Below are 15,706 nucleotides of genomic sequence, written 5' to 3' on the forward strand. Positions count from 1 at the left end.
GAACCCGGCCCGGCCGCCCGGCGGCGGCGGGCCGGGGGCTCAGGCGGCCTGCTCGAAGCCGATCCGGCGGTCCCGGTCCCGGCGGCGCTCCGGCGGGGTCTTCGCGGCGCGCGCCGCCACCGCCAGCACCGCCGCGGAGACCTCGAAGGGTCGTTCCATCATCAGCATGTGGCCGGCGCCGGAGAAGACCGTCAGCTGGGTGCCCGGCAGGGCCTCGGCGATCGACTCCGCGCACGGCGGCGGGGTCAGCCGGTCCCGGTCGCCGACCAACGCGGCCGCCGGCACGTCGCCCAGCGCCGCGAGGGTCTCCAGCCGCTGCTGTGCGCCGACCGACGCGCGGAACCCGCCGATCGACCGCAGCGACGCCCACCCGAACGCCGACATGGTGATGTCCAGGTCGCCGGAGCGGAAGCCGTCGCCGAAGAGCAGCCAGCGCACGGCGGGGCGCAGGGCCGGCAGCATCGCCCGGTGCGGGCGCCACACGCCGAGGCGGGCGAGCAGCCCGGCGCCGGTGGTCTCGGCGGCCCGCAGGATGGAGGTCAGCCCGGTGGGCAGCCCGTAGCTGGTGTGCGTGGCGCCCTCGGCCGTCGTCGACACGAAGACCAGCCCGGCCACCCGCGCGGCGAAGTCGTCCGGGTGCGAGTCGGCGTACTCCATGATCGTCATGCCGCCCAGGGAGTGGCCGACCAGCACGACCGGGCCCTCGGGCGCATACACCCGCAGCACCTCGGCCAGGTCGTCGCCGAGCTGCCGGAGGGTGGCGGAGTGCCGCCGGGTCGCCGACGAGCGCCCGTGCCCCCGGGCGTCGTACGTGACCACCCGGGCGTCCGTGGCCTCGAGGGCGCTGAGCTGGTAATGCCAGGTACGCCGATCGAGGCACCAGCCGTGCAGCAGCACGACGGTGACCGGCGCGTCCGCCGGCCCGCTCGTCTCGACGTTCAACCGGACGCGGTCTGGAAGCATGAGCTTCGAGCGCTCGGACATGGGCACCTCCGTGATTCGCACGGCCCCCGTCGTACCCACGGGTAATAAGCATCACGCGCGATCGTCGGAATTGCCACTCGGCCATCCGGATCTTGCGCTGAACGGTCGTTCAGTGTCATCGTACGGCGGGGGTGATGTAGCTCGCATCGCCTGTCGGGAGCCCGTCACTCGTAGAGAATCGGTCGTATGACGGGTTCCTCGCCTGCCCAACAGGCCACCCCGGTGGCCGTGCCTGCCCCTTCCCCCGCCCCGGACCCGGCGCGCGAGCGCATAGTCCGCCCCGCGGACGCGCTTGCGGCGCTGATCGCCGGTAACCGCCGTTTCGTGAGCGGCCGCCCCGAGCACGGCCACGAGGTCTCGGCGGCCGCCGCGGCCTCGGGCGGGCAGCTGCCGCACGCGGTGGTGCTCGGCTGCATCGACTCGCGGGTGCCGCTGGAAGCGATCTTCGACCAGACGTTCGGATCGATCTGCGTGATCCGCTCCGGCGGGCACGTGATGGACCGCGCGGTGCTCGGCTCGGTCGGCTTCGCCGTCTCCGCGCTCAAGGTGCCGCTGGTGATGGTCCTGGGTCACGTCCGCTGCGGTGCCGTGGACGCGACGGTCAAGGCACTGCGCACGGGTGACCGGCCCGACGGCGACGTTGGCTACCTGATCGATGAGATCACCCCGGCGGTGCAGGCGGTCGGCCTGGACGACCCGGAGGTCGTCGCCAAGGCGATGCGCGCGCACGTGACCCGCACGGTCCGCCGGATGCGGGACGTCACCGGCGTGCCGGGCGCGATCGCCGAGGGCCGGGTCGCGGTGGCCGGCGCGGTCTACGACCTCGACACCGGCTGGGTCGACCTGTTGAGCTGATCCGGGCGCCCGGCGGCCTGATCAACTTGTCTTGATCTTCGGTGGATGCAAAAAGGCGCTCCCCGGGCGATCAGGCCCGGGGAACGCCTTCGCGGTCGCGTGCTCAGCCGGCGAAGACGCCGGCGTCCTCGAGGCGCTTCTCGGTGGTGTTCCAGCCGTGCTTCGGGAACGACTCGTTGAGCGAGGCGAGCTCGGCGCGGATCTTGGTGCCGTGGCCGGCGGCCGCGAGGGTGCGGATCTCCTCGACGAAGGCGTCCGAGTCGGTCCGGAGGTGGTGGGTCTTGCCGTTGGTGAGGTTGCGCACGTACGCGAAGCGGCCCTCGGCGAGCGGGATGAGGTACTTGAACTCGCCGAGCACACTCAGGGCGTCGCCCTTGCCGGCCTGGCCGGCGCGGACTGATGCGCGGGCGGTCTTAGAGGTGTTGCTCGCCACGGCGGTACTCCTAGCTAATGATTCTCGGCAAAGTTTGTCGGCAGAAAATGCCGCAGCAAGCCTACACGACACCCGCATGGCCGCACCGCCGGAGCGGGTTCGGCCGTTAGGTCAGGTGTGTCGCTGCGGCCCTGCACATGTCGATATTGCGGTTTCTCTGGCGCACCATCAGTACCACCCGGCATCATGGAGCACGATCAACCGCGGTCGAGGTCGTAGGGGAAGACGCACCTCGGTCTCCGGGAGGTCACCGTGCCAACGTGTGGCGTCGTATACGTCCACTCGACTCCACTCGCCGTGTGCCAGCACGTCGAGTGGGCGATCGCGCGCGTCCTGACGGCGGCGGTCAACCTGCACTGGACTGCGCAGCCGGTCGACCCCGGCATGCGGCGGTCCGAGTGCAGTTGGACCGGACGGCCTGGGACCGGCGCGGAACTGGCTGCTGCCCTCCGGCAGTGGCCGATGATCCGTTTCGAGGTCACCGAGGAACCTAGCCCCGGCGTCGACGGGGAGCGGTTCATGCACGTACCCGGCCGCGGCCTGTTCCGCGGCACCATCGGGGCGTCCGGTGACATCCAGATCGGCGAGGACCGGCTGCGGGCCATCATGGCCGCCGCCAGGGCTCCCGAGGCGCTCTCGCACGCCCTGGAGAAGGCGCTCGGCACCGCCTGGGATGCTGAACTCGAGCCGTACCGCTACGCCGGTGACGGCGCGCCGGTAACGTTGCTGACCCGCGTGGGGTAAGCGCCGGGGTAGCATCCGCGGCCCCGGACGACGCCGTTTGTCGAAGTTGCCGGGAGCTGATCCAATGGCGGCCGTGAATAGGGCGCTTCGCGTGGCTGTGGCCGTACCCCTGGCGATGCTGGTGGGGTGCGGCAGCGACGCGCCCCCGGCGCCGCCGCCCGCACCCGGGAGCGCGTCCCCGGCGATCGTGGCGCCGTCGTCGAGCGTGGCGCCGCGCCCGACCGGCGACCCCGCCACCCTGGCGCGGGCCGCGGTCGGCACCTTCACCGACGCGGACCTGGCCGGCCAGGTCCTGATGCCCTACGCGTACGGCGACGCGGCCGACCGGGTCGACAAGACCGCCGCCGCGGGCAACCAGAACCTCGCCGGCGTCGACACCCCGGCCGAGATGATCGCGAAGTTCCGGCTCGGTGGCCTGATCCTGGTCGGCTTCACCCCCGACGACCCGACCCGCGCCACCAACCCGGCGACGAACGTCGAGAACCCGAAGCAGGTCCGCGCCCTGACCGACGGGCTGCAGCGGGCCGCGACCCAGCTTCCCGGCGGGGCGCCGCTGCTGATCGGCACCGACCAGGAATACGGCGTGGTCACCCGGATCAGGCAGGGCGTCACGCTGCTGCCGTCCGCGATGGCCTTCGGCGCCGCCGGCCGGCCGGACCTGACCGAGGGCGCCTGGCGCGCCGCCGGCGAGGAGCTGGCGGCGATGGGTGTCAACCTCAACTTCGCTCCGGTCGCCGACACGCTCGGGCCGCAGGGCAGCTCCGTGATCGGCTCCCGCTCGTTCGGCGCCGACCCGAAGGCGAACTCCGCACAGGTGCCGGCGGCCGTCCGCGGCATGCAGGGCGCCGGGGTCTCGGCGGCCCTCAAACACTTCCCCGGCCACGGGCACACGACCGGGGACAGCCACGACGGCCTGCCGGTGGTCGCGCAGTCGAAGGGGCAGCTGGCGGCCGAGGACCTGCCGCCGTTCGCCGCGGGCATCAACGCGGGCGCCGGAGTGGTCATGTCCGGCCATCTCGACGTCGAGTCCCTCGACAAGGGCGTGGCCGCGACCTTCTCCCACAAGATCATGACGGATCTGCTCCGGACCGAGCTGAAGTTCACCGGCGTCGCGATCACCGACGCGATGAACATGGCGCCCGCCATGAAATGGCCGCCCGGCGAGGCGGCCGTCCGCGCCCTGAACGCGGGCAACGACATGCTGCTCATGCCGCCGAACCTGGCCGGCGCCCGGGACGGCATCCTGGCCGCGCTCGCGAACGGCACCCTCAAGCGCGAGCGGCTCGTCGAGGCGGCCACCCGCATCCTCACGCTGAAGTTCCGGGGCGCCAGGCCGCAGCCCGAGCTGTCCACAGTCGCGTCGGACGCGCACCAGAAGGCCGTCTCCGACGCCGACGCGGCGGCGGTCACCATCTTCCGGGGCGCCTGCACCGGCCCGCTGGTCAGCGGGCCGGTCACCGTGAGCGCCTCCGGCGGCCGGGAGGCGGCGCGGGTCGCCCTCGTCAAGGCGCTGCAGGCCGCGGGCGTGCAGGTGCAGGCCGCCGGCGGCACGGTCGTGCACCTCGTCGGCTACGGCGACCGGCTGACCGATCTGAGCATGGAGGCGGCGGTGACGGCCATGATGGACACCCCGTACCTGCTGGCGGGCTCGCGGTCGCCGACGCTGCTCGCCACGTACTCGTCGAGCCCGCTCGCCCTGGCCGCGCTGGCGAACGTGCTGGCCGGCAAGGCACCGGCGCCGGGACGGTCCCCGGTGCCGGTGAGCACCCTGCCGCGGAGCGCCTGCGTCAAGTGATCCGGCGGTAGCGACCGGGCGCGCTGCCGTGGTGTCGCCGGAACGGGTGGCGAACGCGAACTCCGAGCGGTACCCGACCCGGCGGGCGATCGCGGCGACGGTGGCGTCGGAGTCGCGTACCAGCCGGGCCGCCCGCGTCATCCGCCACCAGGTGAGGTAGCCGAGCGGCGGGCGGCCGACCAGCGTGGTGAAGCGCCGCGCGAACGATGCCCGCGAACGGCCGGCGCGCGCCGCCAGGGAGGCGACCGTCCAGGGCGGCCCGGGCTCACCCCCCGCACGGCGCCGGTGCGATCTCGGGCGAGCTGACCAGCGCGTGTGCGCGTCCGTACGGCCGGAACACCACGTCGCCCGCGGTCGCAGCGCACGGCCGTCGGCGCCCCCGCGCGGCAGCAGCCAGCAGGAGCCGCTCAGAACCACCTGGAAGCCCAGGGCGATCCCGGTGCCGGTTCCGGGCCCGGGGAGGTGCTCCTGCGGGTGGCCGCCACCTCGTTCAACCCGACGGAGACGGCACTGCCTCGGGGCGCCTGGCGCGGCTGCTGCCGGTCGAGTTGCCGCTGACCCTCGGCTGGGACGTGGCGGGCACCGTGGACGGCGAGCCGGTCGTGGCGATGCTGGAATCCGGTGCGGCCGCCGGGTTCGCGGTGGCGCCGGCCGCGGCCGTGGTGCCCGCGCCGGCCTCCGTCGCGCTCGCCGACGCGGCCGCGCTGCCGCTGGCGGCGCTGACGGCCTGGCAGGCGGTCTTCGCACACGCCGGGGTCGCGGCGGGAGGACCTGCCGGACTTGCACCGGCTCGCGGAGGCCGGCGGCGTGCACGGCAAGGTCATCGTGTCGCCGTAGCGGGAGGAGACGGCAGAAGGGGCGCCCCGGCCGGGACGCCCCTGTTTGTCGCCTGCCGTCAGAGCGGGATGTTACCGTGCGCGCCGCGCGCGGCCGGGGCCGCCGCCAGCGCCTCGGCGATGCGCCGGCGGGTCTGCTCGGGCGTGACCACGTCGTCCACCACGCCGATCTCCAGCGCGCGGTTGACGCCGCCCGCCGTCTTCAGCTGCTCCTGGACGAGCGCCTCGCGCAGCGGCTCGCGACCCTCCTGCGGTGCCGCCGCCAGCTGCTTGCGGTGCAGGATGTTCACGGCCGCGCTCGCGCCCATGACCGCGATCTCGGCGCTCGGCCAGGCGAAGACGGCCGTTGCGCCGAGGGCGCGGGAGTTCATCGCGATGTACGCGCCGCCGTACGCCTTGCGGGTCACCAGCGTCACCCGGGGCACGACCGCCTCGGCGAAGGCGTGCAGCAGCTTCGCGCCGCGGCGCACCACGCCGTCCCACTCCTGGCCGACGCCGGGCAGGTAGCCGGGCACGTCCACCAGCACAATCAGCGGCACGCCCAGCGAGTCGCACATCCGCACGAACCGGGCCGCCTTCTCGGCGCTGGACGCGTCCAGGCACCCGCCGAGGCGCAGCGGGTTGTTGGCGATGACGCCCACCGTGCGGCCGCCGAAGCGGCCCAGCGTGGTGGAGATGTTCGGCGCCCACTTGGCGTGCAGCTCCACGCCGGGCTCGTCGAGCAGGGCCTTGACCACCGGCTTCACGTCGTACGCCCGGTTGGCCTCGGCCGGCATCGCCTTGGTCAGGTCGTGGTCCCCATCGGCGCCCTCGGCGACGTCCGCCGGGGTGAGCCGGCCCTGGCGGCCGAGCAGGACGGTGAGTTTGCGGGCCTCGGCCAGCGCGCTCTCGTCGTCCTTGGTGGTGATGTGCACGACGCCGGAGCGGCGGCCGTGCGGCTCGGGACCGCCGAGGCGCTCCATGTCGACCTGTTCGCCGGTGACGCTGCGGACCACCTCGGGCCCGGTCACGAAGATCCGGCCGGCCTTGCTCATGATCACAATGTCGGTCAGCGCCGGCCCGTAAGCGGCGCCGCCGGCCGCCGGGCCGAGCACCACGGAGATCTGCGGCACGCGCCCCGAGGCGCGCACCATCGCCGCGAACACCTGGCCCACGGCGTCCAGGGCGACGACCCCCTCGGCGAGCCGGGCGCCGCCCGAGTGCCAGAGACCGAGCACCGGCACCCGCTCGCGGACCGCGGTGTCGATCGCGTCGACGACGTGCTGGCAGCCCTCGACGCCCATGGCACCGCCCATCCGGGTGGCGTCGGTGGCGAAGGCGATCGCCGGTGTGCCGTCGACCTCGCCGCGCGCCCACAGCACGCCGGAGTCGTCCTTGGGGGCGAGCAGGCGCAGGGTGCCGGCGTCGAAGACCGCCCGCAGGCGCCCCTCCGGATCGCGGTGGTCGACGGCGACGGCGTCGGCCGGATTCGAGGTCAAGGTCACGGCGTTCTCCGATTCAACGAACGATCACGCACGGGTGAAGACCAGGGCCACGTTGTGGCCGCCGAAGCCGAACGAGTTGTTCAGCGCCGCCGGGATGTCGAGCGGACGGGCCTTGTGTGCGGCCACGTCCAGCGCCAGCGAGTCGTCCGGGTCGTCGAGGTTGATGGTCGGCGGAACGACGCTGTCGCGGATCGCCAGGATCGTGGCGATCGACTCCAGCGCCCCGGCCGCGCCGAGCAGGTGCCCGGACATCGACTTGGTCGAGGTGAGGACGGGGTGGTCGCCGATGGCGATCCGCAGCGCGGCGACCTCGGCCATGTCACCGACCGGCGTGGAGGTGGCATGCGCGTTGACGTGCACGATGTCGGACTTGGCGACGTCCGCGTCGGCGAGCGCCTTGGCGATGGCCCGGATCGCGCCCGCGCCCTCGGGGTGCGGCTGCACGATGTCGTAGCCGTCGGAGGTGATGCCGGCGCCGGCGAGCCGGGCGTACACCCGGGCGCCGCGGGCGGCGGCGTGGTCGGCGCGCTCGAGCACGAGCGCGCCGGCGCCCTCACCGAGCACGAAGCCGTCGCGGCCCTTGTCCCAGGGCCGGGAGGCCTTCTCGGGCGCGTCGTTGCGGGTGGACATGGCCCGCATAGAGGCGAAGCCGGCGATCGGCAGTGGGTGGATCACGGCCTCGGTGCCGCCGGCCATGACCACGTCGGCCCGGCCGGAGCGGATGAGGTCCAGGCCGAGGGAGAGCGCCTCGGCGCCGGTCGCGCAGGCGCTGGCCATCGAGTGGACGCCCGCCTTGGCGCCGAGCTCGAGGCCGACCCACGCGGCGGGGCCGTTGGGCATCAGCATCGGCACGGTGTGCGGGCTGACCCGGCGCGGCCCGGAGGCCTCCAGGATGTCGTCCTGCTGCAGCATGGTCTGCGCGCCGCCGATGCCGCTGCCGAAGCTGACGGCGAGCCTCTCGGGGTCGAGCCCCGCGTCCTTGAGGCCGGCGTCGGCCCAGGCCTGGTGTGCGGCGATCAGTGCGATCGCCTCGGAGCGGTCGAGCCGGCGCAGCTTGACGCGTTCGATGACCTCGGAGGGGTCGACCGCGAGCTGTGCGGCGATGCGTACGGGCAGCTGCTCGGCCCACTCCTGGGTGAGGACACTCACCCCGGAGCGGCCGGCAAGCATGGCGTCCCAGGTGGACGCGACGTCCCCGCCAAGCGGGGTCGTCGCGCCGAGCCCGGTGACGACGACGTCTGTTCTGCTCATGTCAGTGATTCGCCTCGATGAAGGAGACGGCGTCGCCCACGGTCTTGAGGTTCTGGACCTCGTTGTCGGGGATCTTGACGCCGAACTTCTCCTCGGCGGCCACCACGACCTCGACCATGGACAGCGAGTCGACGTCCAGGTCGTCGGTGAAGGACTTCTCCTCGGCGACGTCGTCCGGGTTCACCCCGGCGACCTCCTCGAGGATCTCGGCGAGGCCAGAGGTGATCTCAGCGCGGGTTGCCATTGCGGTGGGTTCCTTTCGGTGGTGGGGGTAATCGCGGACAGTATCCAGCCTTATTACGGGCAGCGGATGACCTGTCCCGCGTAGGTGAGGCCGCCGCCGAAGCCGAAGAGCAGAACCGGGGCGCCCGAGGGCACCTCGCGCCGCTCGACCAGCTTGGACAGGGCCAGCGGCACGCTCGCCGCGGAGGTGTTGCCGGATTCGATCAGGTCCTTGGCGATGACGACGTTCGGACCCAGGCCGAGTCGCTTCACGATGCCGTCGATGATACGGGTGTTGGCCTGGTGCGGCACGAACGCCGCGAGCTCGTCCGGCCGGACGCCGGCACGCTCGCAGGCCTGCAGCGCGAACGGCGCCAGCGCGGTGGTCGCCCACCGGAAGACGCTCTGCCCCTCCTGCTGGATGTACGGCTGCCAGCCCTCGATCCGCAGCACGTCGCCCTTCTCCGGCGCCGAGCCCCAGAGCACCGGGCCGACGCCGGCCGGCTCGCCCTCGGGGGCCACGGAGACCACGGCCGCGCCCGCGCCGTCGCCGAACAGCACGGCGGTGGTGCGGTCGGTCCAGTCGGTGATGTCGGACAGCTTCTCCGCGCCGATGACGATCGCGTTGCGGCTGGCGCCCGCGCGGATGGCGTGGTCGGCCGTGCCCAGCGCGTACGAGAAGCCGGAGCACGCCGTGTTCAGGTCCATCGCCGCCGGGGCGGCGATGCCCAGCCGGGCGGCGACCCGGGTGGCCACGTTCGGGCAGCGGTCGATCGAGGAGCAGGTCGCCACGACCACCATGTCGATGTCGGCGGCGGAGAGCCCGGAACCGGCCAGGGCCTTCTCCGCGGCGAAGGTGGCCATGTCGGCGACGGACTCGGCGTCGGCGACGCGGCGCTCGGCGATGCCGACCCGGTCCCTGATCCACGCGTCGTTGGTCTGGACGATCTCCGCGAGGTCGTCGTTGGTGATCACGCGCGAGGGCTGGTAGTGACCCATCGCGACGATGCGGGAACCCGCGTTCATCGTCTTGCTCCTTCGATCGCGGCGGACTGGATCACTGAACCTCTGCCGACGTGGCCAGGGCGGCATTGCCCGGCGAAGCCAGGTTGAGGAAGGCTCATTGCAGCAGTCCGCCGATGCGGGCGACCGGCTGGCCGGGGGCCACCGGGTCGTCGTGGTGGGCCAGCCACTCGGTGAGCACGCCGGCGCCATGCGCGGCGATCTCCACCGGTCCCTGGCGGGTCACCACCTGGCCGACGACCTGACCGGCGCGCACGTCGGCGCCTTCGATCAGGTCCCCGGCGGGCTGGAACACGCCGGCGCTGGGCGCCACCACGACCCGGAACAGCGGGGTCGGCTCGTGGGTGGACACCGTGCCGTGCCGGGCGATCAGGTCGCGGGCGGCGGCCAGGTCGTCCGGGGTGTTCAGCGTGACGATCTCCGGGGCATCGTCGCCCTTGAGCTCGCGTTTTGCCAGGCCGGCCAGGGTGCCGGCCGGCGGCAGCTCGATGATGCCGGTGACGCCGAGGTCGCGCAGGGTCCGCATCACCAGGTCCCAGCGGACTCCGGCGGTGACCTGCCGGATCAGGCGTTGCAGCATCTCGCGGCCGTGGACGACGGCCGCACCGTCCAGGTTCGACAGCAGGATGCGGGTCGGATCGGCGACGGTGACGCCGCCGGCCACCGCGTTGAGGGCCCGCTCGGCGGGCGCCATGTACGGCGTGTGGAACGCGCCGGCGACCGGCAGGTTGATGATCCGCGCCTTGGCCGGTGGCTCGGCGGCGAACTTGGCGAGCGCGTCCAGCGCGCCGGCGGCGACGATCTGGCCGGCGCCGTTGCGGTTCGCCGGGTACAGCCCGTGCTTCCCGATCGCGGAGATGACCTCGTCGGTGTCGCCGCCGAGGACCGCGCACATGCCGGTGGGCTCGAGGGCGCAGGCGGCGGCCATCTCGCGGCCGCGGACCCCGGCGAGGGTGATCGCGGCCTCGGCGGGCAGCACGCCGGCGAGGGCGGCGGCGGCCAGCTCGCCGACGCTGTGACCGGCGACCAGGCCGACGTCGTACATCGGCAGGTGCTCGGCGGCGAGCAGGGCGGCGGCGACGAGCAGGGGCTGGGTGCGCGCGGTGTCCCGGATCTCGTCGGCGTCGGCCTGGGTGCCGAGGTGGATCAGGTCGACGCCGGCCAGCGCCGACCACCAGCGGAGGCGGGCCTCGGCGCCGGGCAGGTCGAGCCACGAGGAGAGGAAGCCGGGCTTCTGGGAACCCTGGCCGGGTGAGAGAACTGCGAGCACGTTGGTGACTCTTCCGGATGGGGGCAGGTTCCGGGGTTGCTGCACGAGACCAAACCCTACGACCGGCGTTGTAGCTTTCCTACAAACACTCCCGAAAAATGTCCGGTTTTGGGGTGAATTATGGGCACCTCGAGTGCTTAACGATCTTTCAGATCCGGCCCGGCCCGGCAGTGATTTAGCTCGCAGGGTCGAGCCGGCCGATGGCGAGCGCGAGCCGCAGCGCGAAGGCGTCCCGCCCGTCCAAGGGGGACAGTCCGGTCACCTCGGCGACCCGCCGGAGTCGGTACCGCACGGTGTTCGGGTGCACGAAGAGTTCGCGGGCCGCGCTCTCCAGTACCCCGCCGGCGGCGAAGAACGCGTCCAGCGTCTCCAGCAGACCGCCGCCGGCCCGGACGACCGCGCCGTACGCGTCGTGCCGCAGCGCCCGCCGGGCCTCGGAGTCCCCGGCCAGGGCGCGCTCCGGCAGCAGGTCGTCGGCGGCGACCGGGGTGGGCGCGCCGGGCCAGGCGGGCGCGGCCCGGAAGCCGGCCAGGGCGGCCCGGGCCGACTCGGTGGCGTGGTCCAGCGACGGCACTGCCGGCCCGACCACGATCGGCCCCTCGCCGAAGCTGGCCGCGAGCTGCCCGGCGGTGGCGAGCGGATCGGCGGCGCCGCCCATGACGATTACCAGGCGGTCGCCGTGCACTCCGCCGATGACCTCGACCCGGGCGCGCCGGGCGGCCCGGTAGACGGTGTGCAGCACCGCGGTGATGTCGCCGCCGGGCGAGCGCCCGACGACCACGGCCACTGGCGGCGCGTCCGCCCAGCCGAGCGCGGCGGCCCGGCTGGCGAGCACGTCGGAGGAGTCGCCGCGCAGCAGGGCGTCGACCAGCAGCGCCTGAAGCCGGGCGTCCCAGGCGCCCCGCGACTCGGCGGCGCGGGCGTAGACCCGGGCTGCGGAGAAGGCGATCTCCCGGGAGAATTTGAGGATGGCCAGTTCGAGCGCCTCCTCCTCGCCCGCGGCGGCGAGGCTGGCGACCTCGGACTCGGCGACGTCGATGGTGACCTTGACCAGCTGGACGGTCTGGGTCAGCGTGATCGAACGGGCCAGCGCGCGCGGCGCGGCGGCGAAGACCTCGTCGGAGATCTCCTGGGTGCCGGCCGCGGTGCCGCCGGAGCGCAGCCACTCCACCAGCGAGCGCACGCCGGCCTGTGCGACGAGCATCACCCAGGAGCGCTGGTCGGCGGGCAGGGCCCGGAACCACGGCAGGGTCTCGTCCATGCGGGCGACGCTGGCGCTGGCCAGGGCCCCGGCGCGGCTCTCGACGCGGCGCAGCGTTGCGGCCAGTGGGGGCCGGCGGCCCGACCCACCGGATTTCGCTGCCTTCGCCACCGGTCCAGCCTGTCACGATCCTGTTCGTCGTGGTCAGGGCGGGCCTCGGGGTTGTACCGTTCCGCGCGGTCACACGTACATCTCAATTCTGTACCTTTTGAGATTTTTGTCCGTAATAGCGGTGTGCCTCGTCGGCGATTTCGGTCGGTGACCTGGCAGTGTGTCGTCCTAGCGCCCCGGTATCCGCCCGCGCCGGGGGGTAATACGGGGCGCCGAGGTGCCGATGAGACCGGGTACCAAAGACCGGCAGGGAAGGAGGCAGTGATGACGGAGCGCGAGGACGGCCAACTGTGCGCCGACGCGGAGCAGGTGGCCGCCGAGGAGTCGCTCACCCCACTCGCCGACGAACCGGCCGGCGACGTCCCCCACCGGGTCGGCTGCCGCACCGAGCTTCGCGGCTGGGCCGGTGCACACCTGCACGGCGCGGTACGCCCGCGCCGGCGCGCCGCGGGCCGCGGCCGCCCCCCGGGCCGCTGGTGCTGATCTCACTCGGTTGAGTGACTGATTGCGGTGTGGCGCGCGCGTTCCGTGACGTCGGCGCCCCCATCCCGACACCGTGAACGGGTGGACGACAAGAGACGGCTCATTCTCGACCAGGCCCTGGCTCTCGTCGACGAACAAGGGCTCGGCGCCATGTCCATGCGCGCCGTCGCGGAACGGGTCGGGCTCACCTCGATGGCGCTCTATCCGTACGTCGGCGGCAAGGACGCTCTGCTCGACGGGCTGGTCGACCTGCTGCACCTGGAACTCGGCAGCGAGTACGGCGAGGACCCGGCCGGTATCGACTGGCGCCAGCGGCTGCGGGCCCTGGGCCGGGCGGTACGGGCGCTCTCCCGCGCGCATCCCGGCGCGTACCCGCTGCTGCTGAGCCGGCCCTCCGCCGGCGCCTCGGCGTCGTGGCTGGCCGCCGCCCTGCGGGGCTGCCTGCACGACGCGGGCGTGCCCGCCGGGCAGGTGCCGCGGCTGACCCGGATGATCTGCGCGTTCCTGCTCGGGTACACCGTCGGCGAGGTGACCGGGGGCCTGCCCGCCGACGACGCCGCCGGGCACGACGACGCCGCCGCCGAGTTCGACGCGGATCTCGACGACCTGGTCCGGCTGGTGGAGGTCACCGTTGGCGTCGGCTGAGGCGGTTCCGCGACGACCGCCAGCAGTAGTGGCCTATAAAGAGATATGTCCGACGGGTACGTTACCCAGCGCTACGTCCATCTGCGCCGCGCGGCGTTCCTGATGTGTGGTGACTGGGCGATGGCCGACGACCTCGCCCGGACCACGCTGGCCCGCTTCCTCAACGAGACCGACGTCGGGGACCCGGACCTCTGGGTGTACGCGGACCTGATGGCCGGCTTCAAGAAGCAGCGCGGCCGCCGCAAGCGGGTCTTCGTCGCCCCCGAGGACAGCGCGGCCGGCAACGACATGCACACCGTGCTGGTCCTCGACGCGCTGCACGGCCTCACCCCGCGCTGCCGGGCGGTGCTCGTCCTGCGCCACTTCTGCGGCCTGGCCATCGACGAGACCGCCGACGCCCTCGACCTCGACGACAGCCGTGTCCTGGCCCTCGAGGCCGAAGGGCTGGGTGCCTTCGCGTCGCTGCTCGCGGCAGCGCGCCCGGCCGGCGCGCGATGAGCGCGCTGCTGACCGAGGTTCTGCAGCGCGCCTGCGAGAGCGAGCCGCCTCCCGGCGACGCCGCCGACGACATCGCCGTGCGCGCCGAGCGGCTGCGCCACCGCCGCGCCCGCGGCGTGATCCTCGCCGGCGTCGCGGCGGTCATCATCATCATTCTGCTCGGGTACGCACTCACCACGGTCCTGCTGCCCGGCCCCAAGCCGCCCTCGACCGCCGCGGTGGCCGTACCCCAGCCGCGCCCGTCGAACGTCCTCGATCCGGTGCTGGCGGTGCTGGCGCCCCTGATCGACGCCAAGGGCTACCGGATCGTGCCGGGTCAGCCGCCCTCGGGCGACGGCTGGCGGCGGTACGCGGTGCAGGACGCTGCCGGTGCGCCCCGCGGCATGGTGGAGGTGGCCATCTTCGACGCGGAGGCCGGGCTCTGCCTGCCGGTCCTCGCCGACCCGGACGCCTGCGCCCTGCCGGACCAGACCACCGCGGGCTTCGAGTACGCCCGCTACTCCGCGACGGACGACGTCGACTGGCAGGTGAACCAGGCGATCGCCCGCCGGGTGGTGGACGGCCGGACGGTGGCGGTCATGGCCACCGGCGAGCGCGGCACCGGCAGCGCGGAGGCGGGCGAGCCGCCGCTGACCGCGGCCGAGGTGGCGCAGGCCGCGACGGACCCCCGCATGCCGGACGCCTTCGGAGTGGGGGAGCGGTGCAACCGCCCGGCCCCGGCCTGCCCGATCCTGAGGTTCCCGGTCCGCCCGAGCGACTGACGACGATCGGGCGGAACCGGGTCAGACCCGGCGGCGGATCAGGTAGGCGATCCCGGCGAGGCCGAGCAGGATGACGATCAGCACCGCCGTGTTGAGCAGGAACAGCCGGCGGAAGTCGGCGAGGACGTGGTTGACGTTCTCGACCGGGTCCATCTCGTCGACCGCGACGTCCTCGCCGACGCCGCCGCCGATGCCGCCGCTGACCACGTCCGGCTTCGCCTTCAGCGGTACCCCGCTCAGGCGCAGCGACTCCGACATGGTCAGTCGCCCGTAGAACCAGCCGGCCTGCTTCTTGCCGGTCGGCTGCTTGGCCGGCCGGTATGCCCGGGGCCCGCCGGCGGCGTTGGGATAGAGGTCGTAAACCTGGGTGGCCTTCTCCTTGACCAGGACGGTGACGACGAACTTCGGGCCCATTTTGTCGGCCTTCGGACGCGACGTCGTCGGCGGCGTGTTCGCCAGCCAGTTGACCTCGCTCAGCAGCCGCTTGAACAGGTCGTCGCGCTCGTCCTGCCGCACGATGATCTTGTCACCGGGGAACTCGCCGGCGATCTGCACCGCCGTGGGCTTGGCCGGCGCCTTGGGCGCGGTCACGGCCGAGTCGGCGAGCGGGGGCACGGCGGCCCGCACCGCGGCGGCCGGAGCCAGCCCGACGCTGAGTGCGACACCCGCCGCCAGAACACCGGCCGCCGATAGAAATCGGGCGATCACCCCTTGAACCACCGTCCGGCCTCCCCGCCCCCGTGGATGTAAACATGCGCGCTGCTCGTGTCGGCTCGGCTCGCTCGGGCCGGCGCCGGCACGGCCGTCATCACAGCCTTGCCGCAGATGGTCTCGGCCGCATCCCGGGCCGGGACGAATTGGAGCTATCTGGGATCGGTTTCGGTGGCGAGGACGGTCGCTGATCAGCGGCCGAATAGTACCCAGGCATGGCAAGTTCCGGCGTGCCCGGTCACCCGTGCTGCTGACGTTCATACCCCGTAGGACGGTCGGGCCTGGTCAAGGGGTTGCCTGGTGCGGTACGCGCGCGCCCCGACCCGGGGCGCGCGCGTA

At 73.3% G+C, this 15,706-nt stretch carries 16 protein-coding genes and 1 pseudogene; 7 read left to right on the forward strand and 10 right to left on the reverse strand.

What is annotated here, in order from left to right; genetic code table 11:
- Positions 1-39: 39 nt before the first annotated feature.
- On the reverse strand, positions 40-984 hold the full coding sequence (locus AB0B58_RS35565; RefSeq protein ID WP_360233250.1) for an alpha/beta hydrolase: 945 nt from the start codon (positions 982-984) through the stop codon (positions 40-42).
- 228 nt (positions 985-1,212) lie between these two features.
- Between AB0B58_RS35565 and AB0B58_RS35570 the strand changes: the two genes are divergently transcribed.
- On the forward strand, positions 1,213-1,839 hold the full coding sequence (locus tag AB0B58_RS35570) for a carbonic anhydrase (RefSeq protein ID WP_360233253.1): 627 nt from the start codon (positions 1,213-1,215) through the stop codon (positions 1,837-1,839).
- Between the two features lie 103 nt (positions 1,840-1,942).
- Here the strand turns inward: AB0B58_RS35570 and AB0B58_RS35575 are convergent, their stop codons facing one another.
- Positions 1,943-2,272: a hypothetical protein gene (locus AB0B58_RS35575; RefSeq protein WP_360233256.1), complete on the reverse strand. Its 330-nt coding sequence runs from the start codon at positions 2,270-2,272 to the stop codon at positions 1,943-1,945.
- A gap of 252 nt (positions 2,273-2,524) precedes the next feature.
- Here AB0B58_RS35575 and AB0B58_RS35580 point away from each other — a divergent pair, with 252 nt between their 5' ends.
- Both AB0B58_RS35580 and AB0B58_RS35585 read left to right on the forward strand, forming a co-directional pair.
- A complete protein-coding gene (locus AB0B58_RS35580; RefSeq protein WP_360233259.1) occupies positions 2,525-3,016 on the forward strand; it encodes a DUF3145 domain-containing protein in 492 nt (163 codons plus the stop codon).
- Between the two features lie 64 nt (positions 3,017-3,080).
- Positions 3,081-4,811, forward strand: a complete 1,731-nt coding sequence (locus AB0B58_RS35585; protein WP_360233262.1) for a glycoside hydrolase family 3 N-terminal domain-containing protein — start codon at positions 3,081-3,083, stop codon at positions 4,809-4,811.
- Here the strand turns inward: AB0B58_RS35585 and AB0B58_RS35590 are convergent.
- The 7 genes and pseudogenes from AB0B58_RS35590 to AB0B58_RS35620 form a co-directional block, all read right to left on the reverse strand.
- Positions 4,804-5,078, reverse strand: a pseudogene (locus AB0B58_RS35590) (helix-turn-helix transcriptional regulator); the annotation flags it as partial. The gene AB0B58_RS35585 and the pseudogene AB0B58_RS35590 sit on opposite strands and share 8 nt — an antisense overlap.
- A 628-nt stretch (positions 5,079-5,706) precedes the next feature.
- Positions 5,707-7,131: a carboxyl transferase domain-containing protein gene (locus AB0B58_RS35595; protein ID WP_360233266.1), complete on the reverse strand. Its 1,425-nt coding sequence runs from the start codon at positions 7,129-7,131 to the stop codon at positions 5,707-5,709.
- A 24-nt stretch (positions 7,132-7,155) separates the two neighbouring features.
- Positions 7,156-8,382, reverse strand: a complete 1,227-nt coding sequence (gene fabF / locus AB0B58_RS35600) for a beta-ketoacyl-ACP synthase II (protein WP_360233269.1) — start codon at positions 8,380-8,382, stop codon at positions 7,156-7,158.
- Position 8,383: 1 nt separating this feature from the next.
- A complete protein-coding gene (locus tag AB0B58_RS35605) occupies positions 8,384-8,626 on the reverse strand; it encodes an acyl carrier protein (protein ID WP_023359558.1) in 243 nt (80 codons plus the stop codon).
- A 53-nt stretch (positions 8,627-8,679) separates the two neighbouring features.
- On the reverse strand, positions 8,680-9,630 hold the full coding sequence (locus AB0B58_RS35610; RefSeq protein WP_360233273.1) for a beta-ketoacyl-ACP synthase III: 951 nt from the start codon (positions 9,628-9,630) through the stop codon (positions 8,680-8,682).
- 94 nt (positions 9,631-9,724) lie between these two features.
- Positions 9,725-10,897 carry an acyltransferase domain-containing protein gene (locus AB0B58_RS35615; protein ID WP_360233276.1) on the reverse strand — a complete coding sequence of 391 codons (1,173 nt, stop codon included), beginning with the start codon at positions 10,895-10,897 and terminating at the stop codon, positions 9,725-9,727.
- Positions 10,898-11,072: 175 nt separating this feature from the next.
- Complete coding sequence (locus AB0B58_RS35620; protein ID WP_360233279.1) at positions 11,073-12,269, reverse strand: helix-turn-helix domain-containing protein; 1,197 nt, start codon at positions 12,267-12,269, stop codon at positions 11,073-11,075.
- 264 nt (positions 12,270-12,533) lie between these two features.
- Between AB0B58_RS35620 and AB0B58_RS35625 the strand changes: the two genes are divergently transcribed.
- The 4 genes from AB0B58_RS35625 (at position 12,534) to AB0B58_RS35640 (ending at position 14,656) form a co-directional block, all read left to right on the forward strand.
- The gene (locus AB0B58_RS35625; protein ID WP_360233282.1) at positions 12,534-12,752 is read left to right on the forward strand and encodes a hypothetical protein; all 219 of its coding nucleotides are present in this window, start codon (positions 12,534-12,536) and stop codon (positions 12,750-12,752) included.
- A gap of 81 nt (positions 12,753-12,833) precedes the next feature.
- Positions 12,834-13,397, forward strand: coding sequence for a TetR/AcrR family transcriptional regulator (locus AB0B58_RS35630; RefSeq protein WP_360233285.1), 564 nt, complete (start codon positions 12,834-12,836; stop codon positions 13,395-13,397).
- Between the two features lie 45 nt (positions 13,398-13,442).
- Positions 13,443-13,895, forward strand: a complete 453-nt coding sequence (locus AB0B58_RS35635) for a sigma factor-like helix-turn-helix DNA-binding protein (RefSeq protein ID WP_360233288.1) — start codon at positions 13,443-13,445, stop codon at positions 13,893-13,895.
- Positions 13,892-14,656 carry a hypothetical protein gene (locus tag AB0B58_RS35640; RefSeq protein WP_360233291.1) on the forward strand — a complete coding sequence of 255 codons (765 nt, stop codon included), beginning with the start codon at positions 13,892-13,894 and terminating at the stop codon, positions 14,654-14,656. The genes AB0B58_RS35635 and AB0B58_RS35640 overlap by 4 nt, the downstream gene beginning before the upstream one ends.
- Positions 14,657-14,677: 21 nt before the next feature.
- Here AB0B58_RS35640 and AB0B58_RS35645 read toward each other — a convergent pair whose 3' ends face one another.
- On the reverse strand, positions 14,678-15,364 hold the full coding sequence (locus AB0B58_RS35645) for a hypothetical protein (protein WP_360233294.1): 687 nt from the start codon (positions 15,362-15,364) through the stop codon (positions 14,678-14,680).
- Positions 15,365-15,706 lie beyond the last annotated feature (342 nt).

Origin of the sequence: Actinoplanes sp. NPDC049118 (assembly GCF_040648555.1) — a bacterium.
Lineage (GTDB): Bacteria > Actinomycetota > Actinomycetes > Mycobacteriales > Micromonosporaceae > Actinoplanes.

Bases quoted from the DNA above. Each gene is read 5' to 3' on its own strand.
- AB0B58_RS35585 (WP_360233262.1), top strand. From the start codon at position 3,081: ATGGCGGCCGTGAATAGGGCGCTTCGCGTGGCTGTGGCCGTACCCCTG.
- AB0B58_RS35625 (WP_360233282.1), top strand. From the start codon at position 12,534: ATGACGGAGCGCGAGGACGGCCAACTGTGCGCCGACGCGGAGCAGGTG.
- fabF (WP_360233269.1), bottom strand. From the start codon at position 8,382: ATGAGCAGAACAGACGTCGTCGTCACCGGGCTCGGCGCGACGACCCCG.
- AB0B58_RS35605 (WP_023359558.1), bottom strand. From the start codon at position 8,626: ATGGCAACCCGCGCTGAGATCACCTCTGGCCTCGCCGAGATCCTCGAG.
- AB0B58_RS35635 (WP_360233288.1), top strand. From the start codon at position 13,443: ATGTCCGACGGGTACGTTACCCAGCGCTACGTCCATCTGCGCCGCGCG.
- AB0B58_RS35565 (WP_360233250.1), bottom strand. From the start codon at position 984: ATGTCCGAGCGCTCGAAGCTCATGCTTCCAGACCGCGTCCGGTTGAAC.
- AB0B58_RS35640 (WP_360233291.1), top strand. From the start codon at position 13,892: ATGAGCGCGCTGCTGACCGAGGTTCTGCAGCGCGCCTGCGAGAGCGAG.
- AB0B58_RS35610 (WP_360233273.1), bottom strand. From the start codon at position 9,630: ATGAACGCGGGTTCCCGCATCGTCGCGATGGGTCACTACCAGCCCTCG.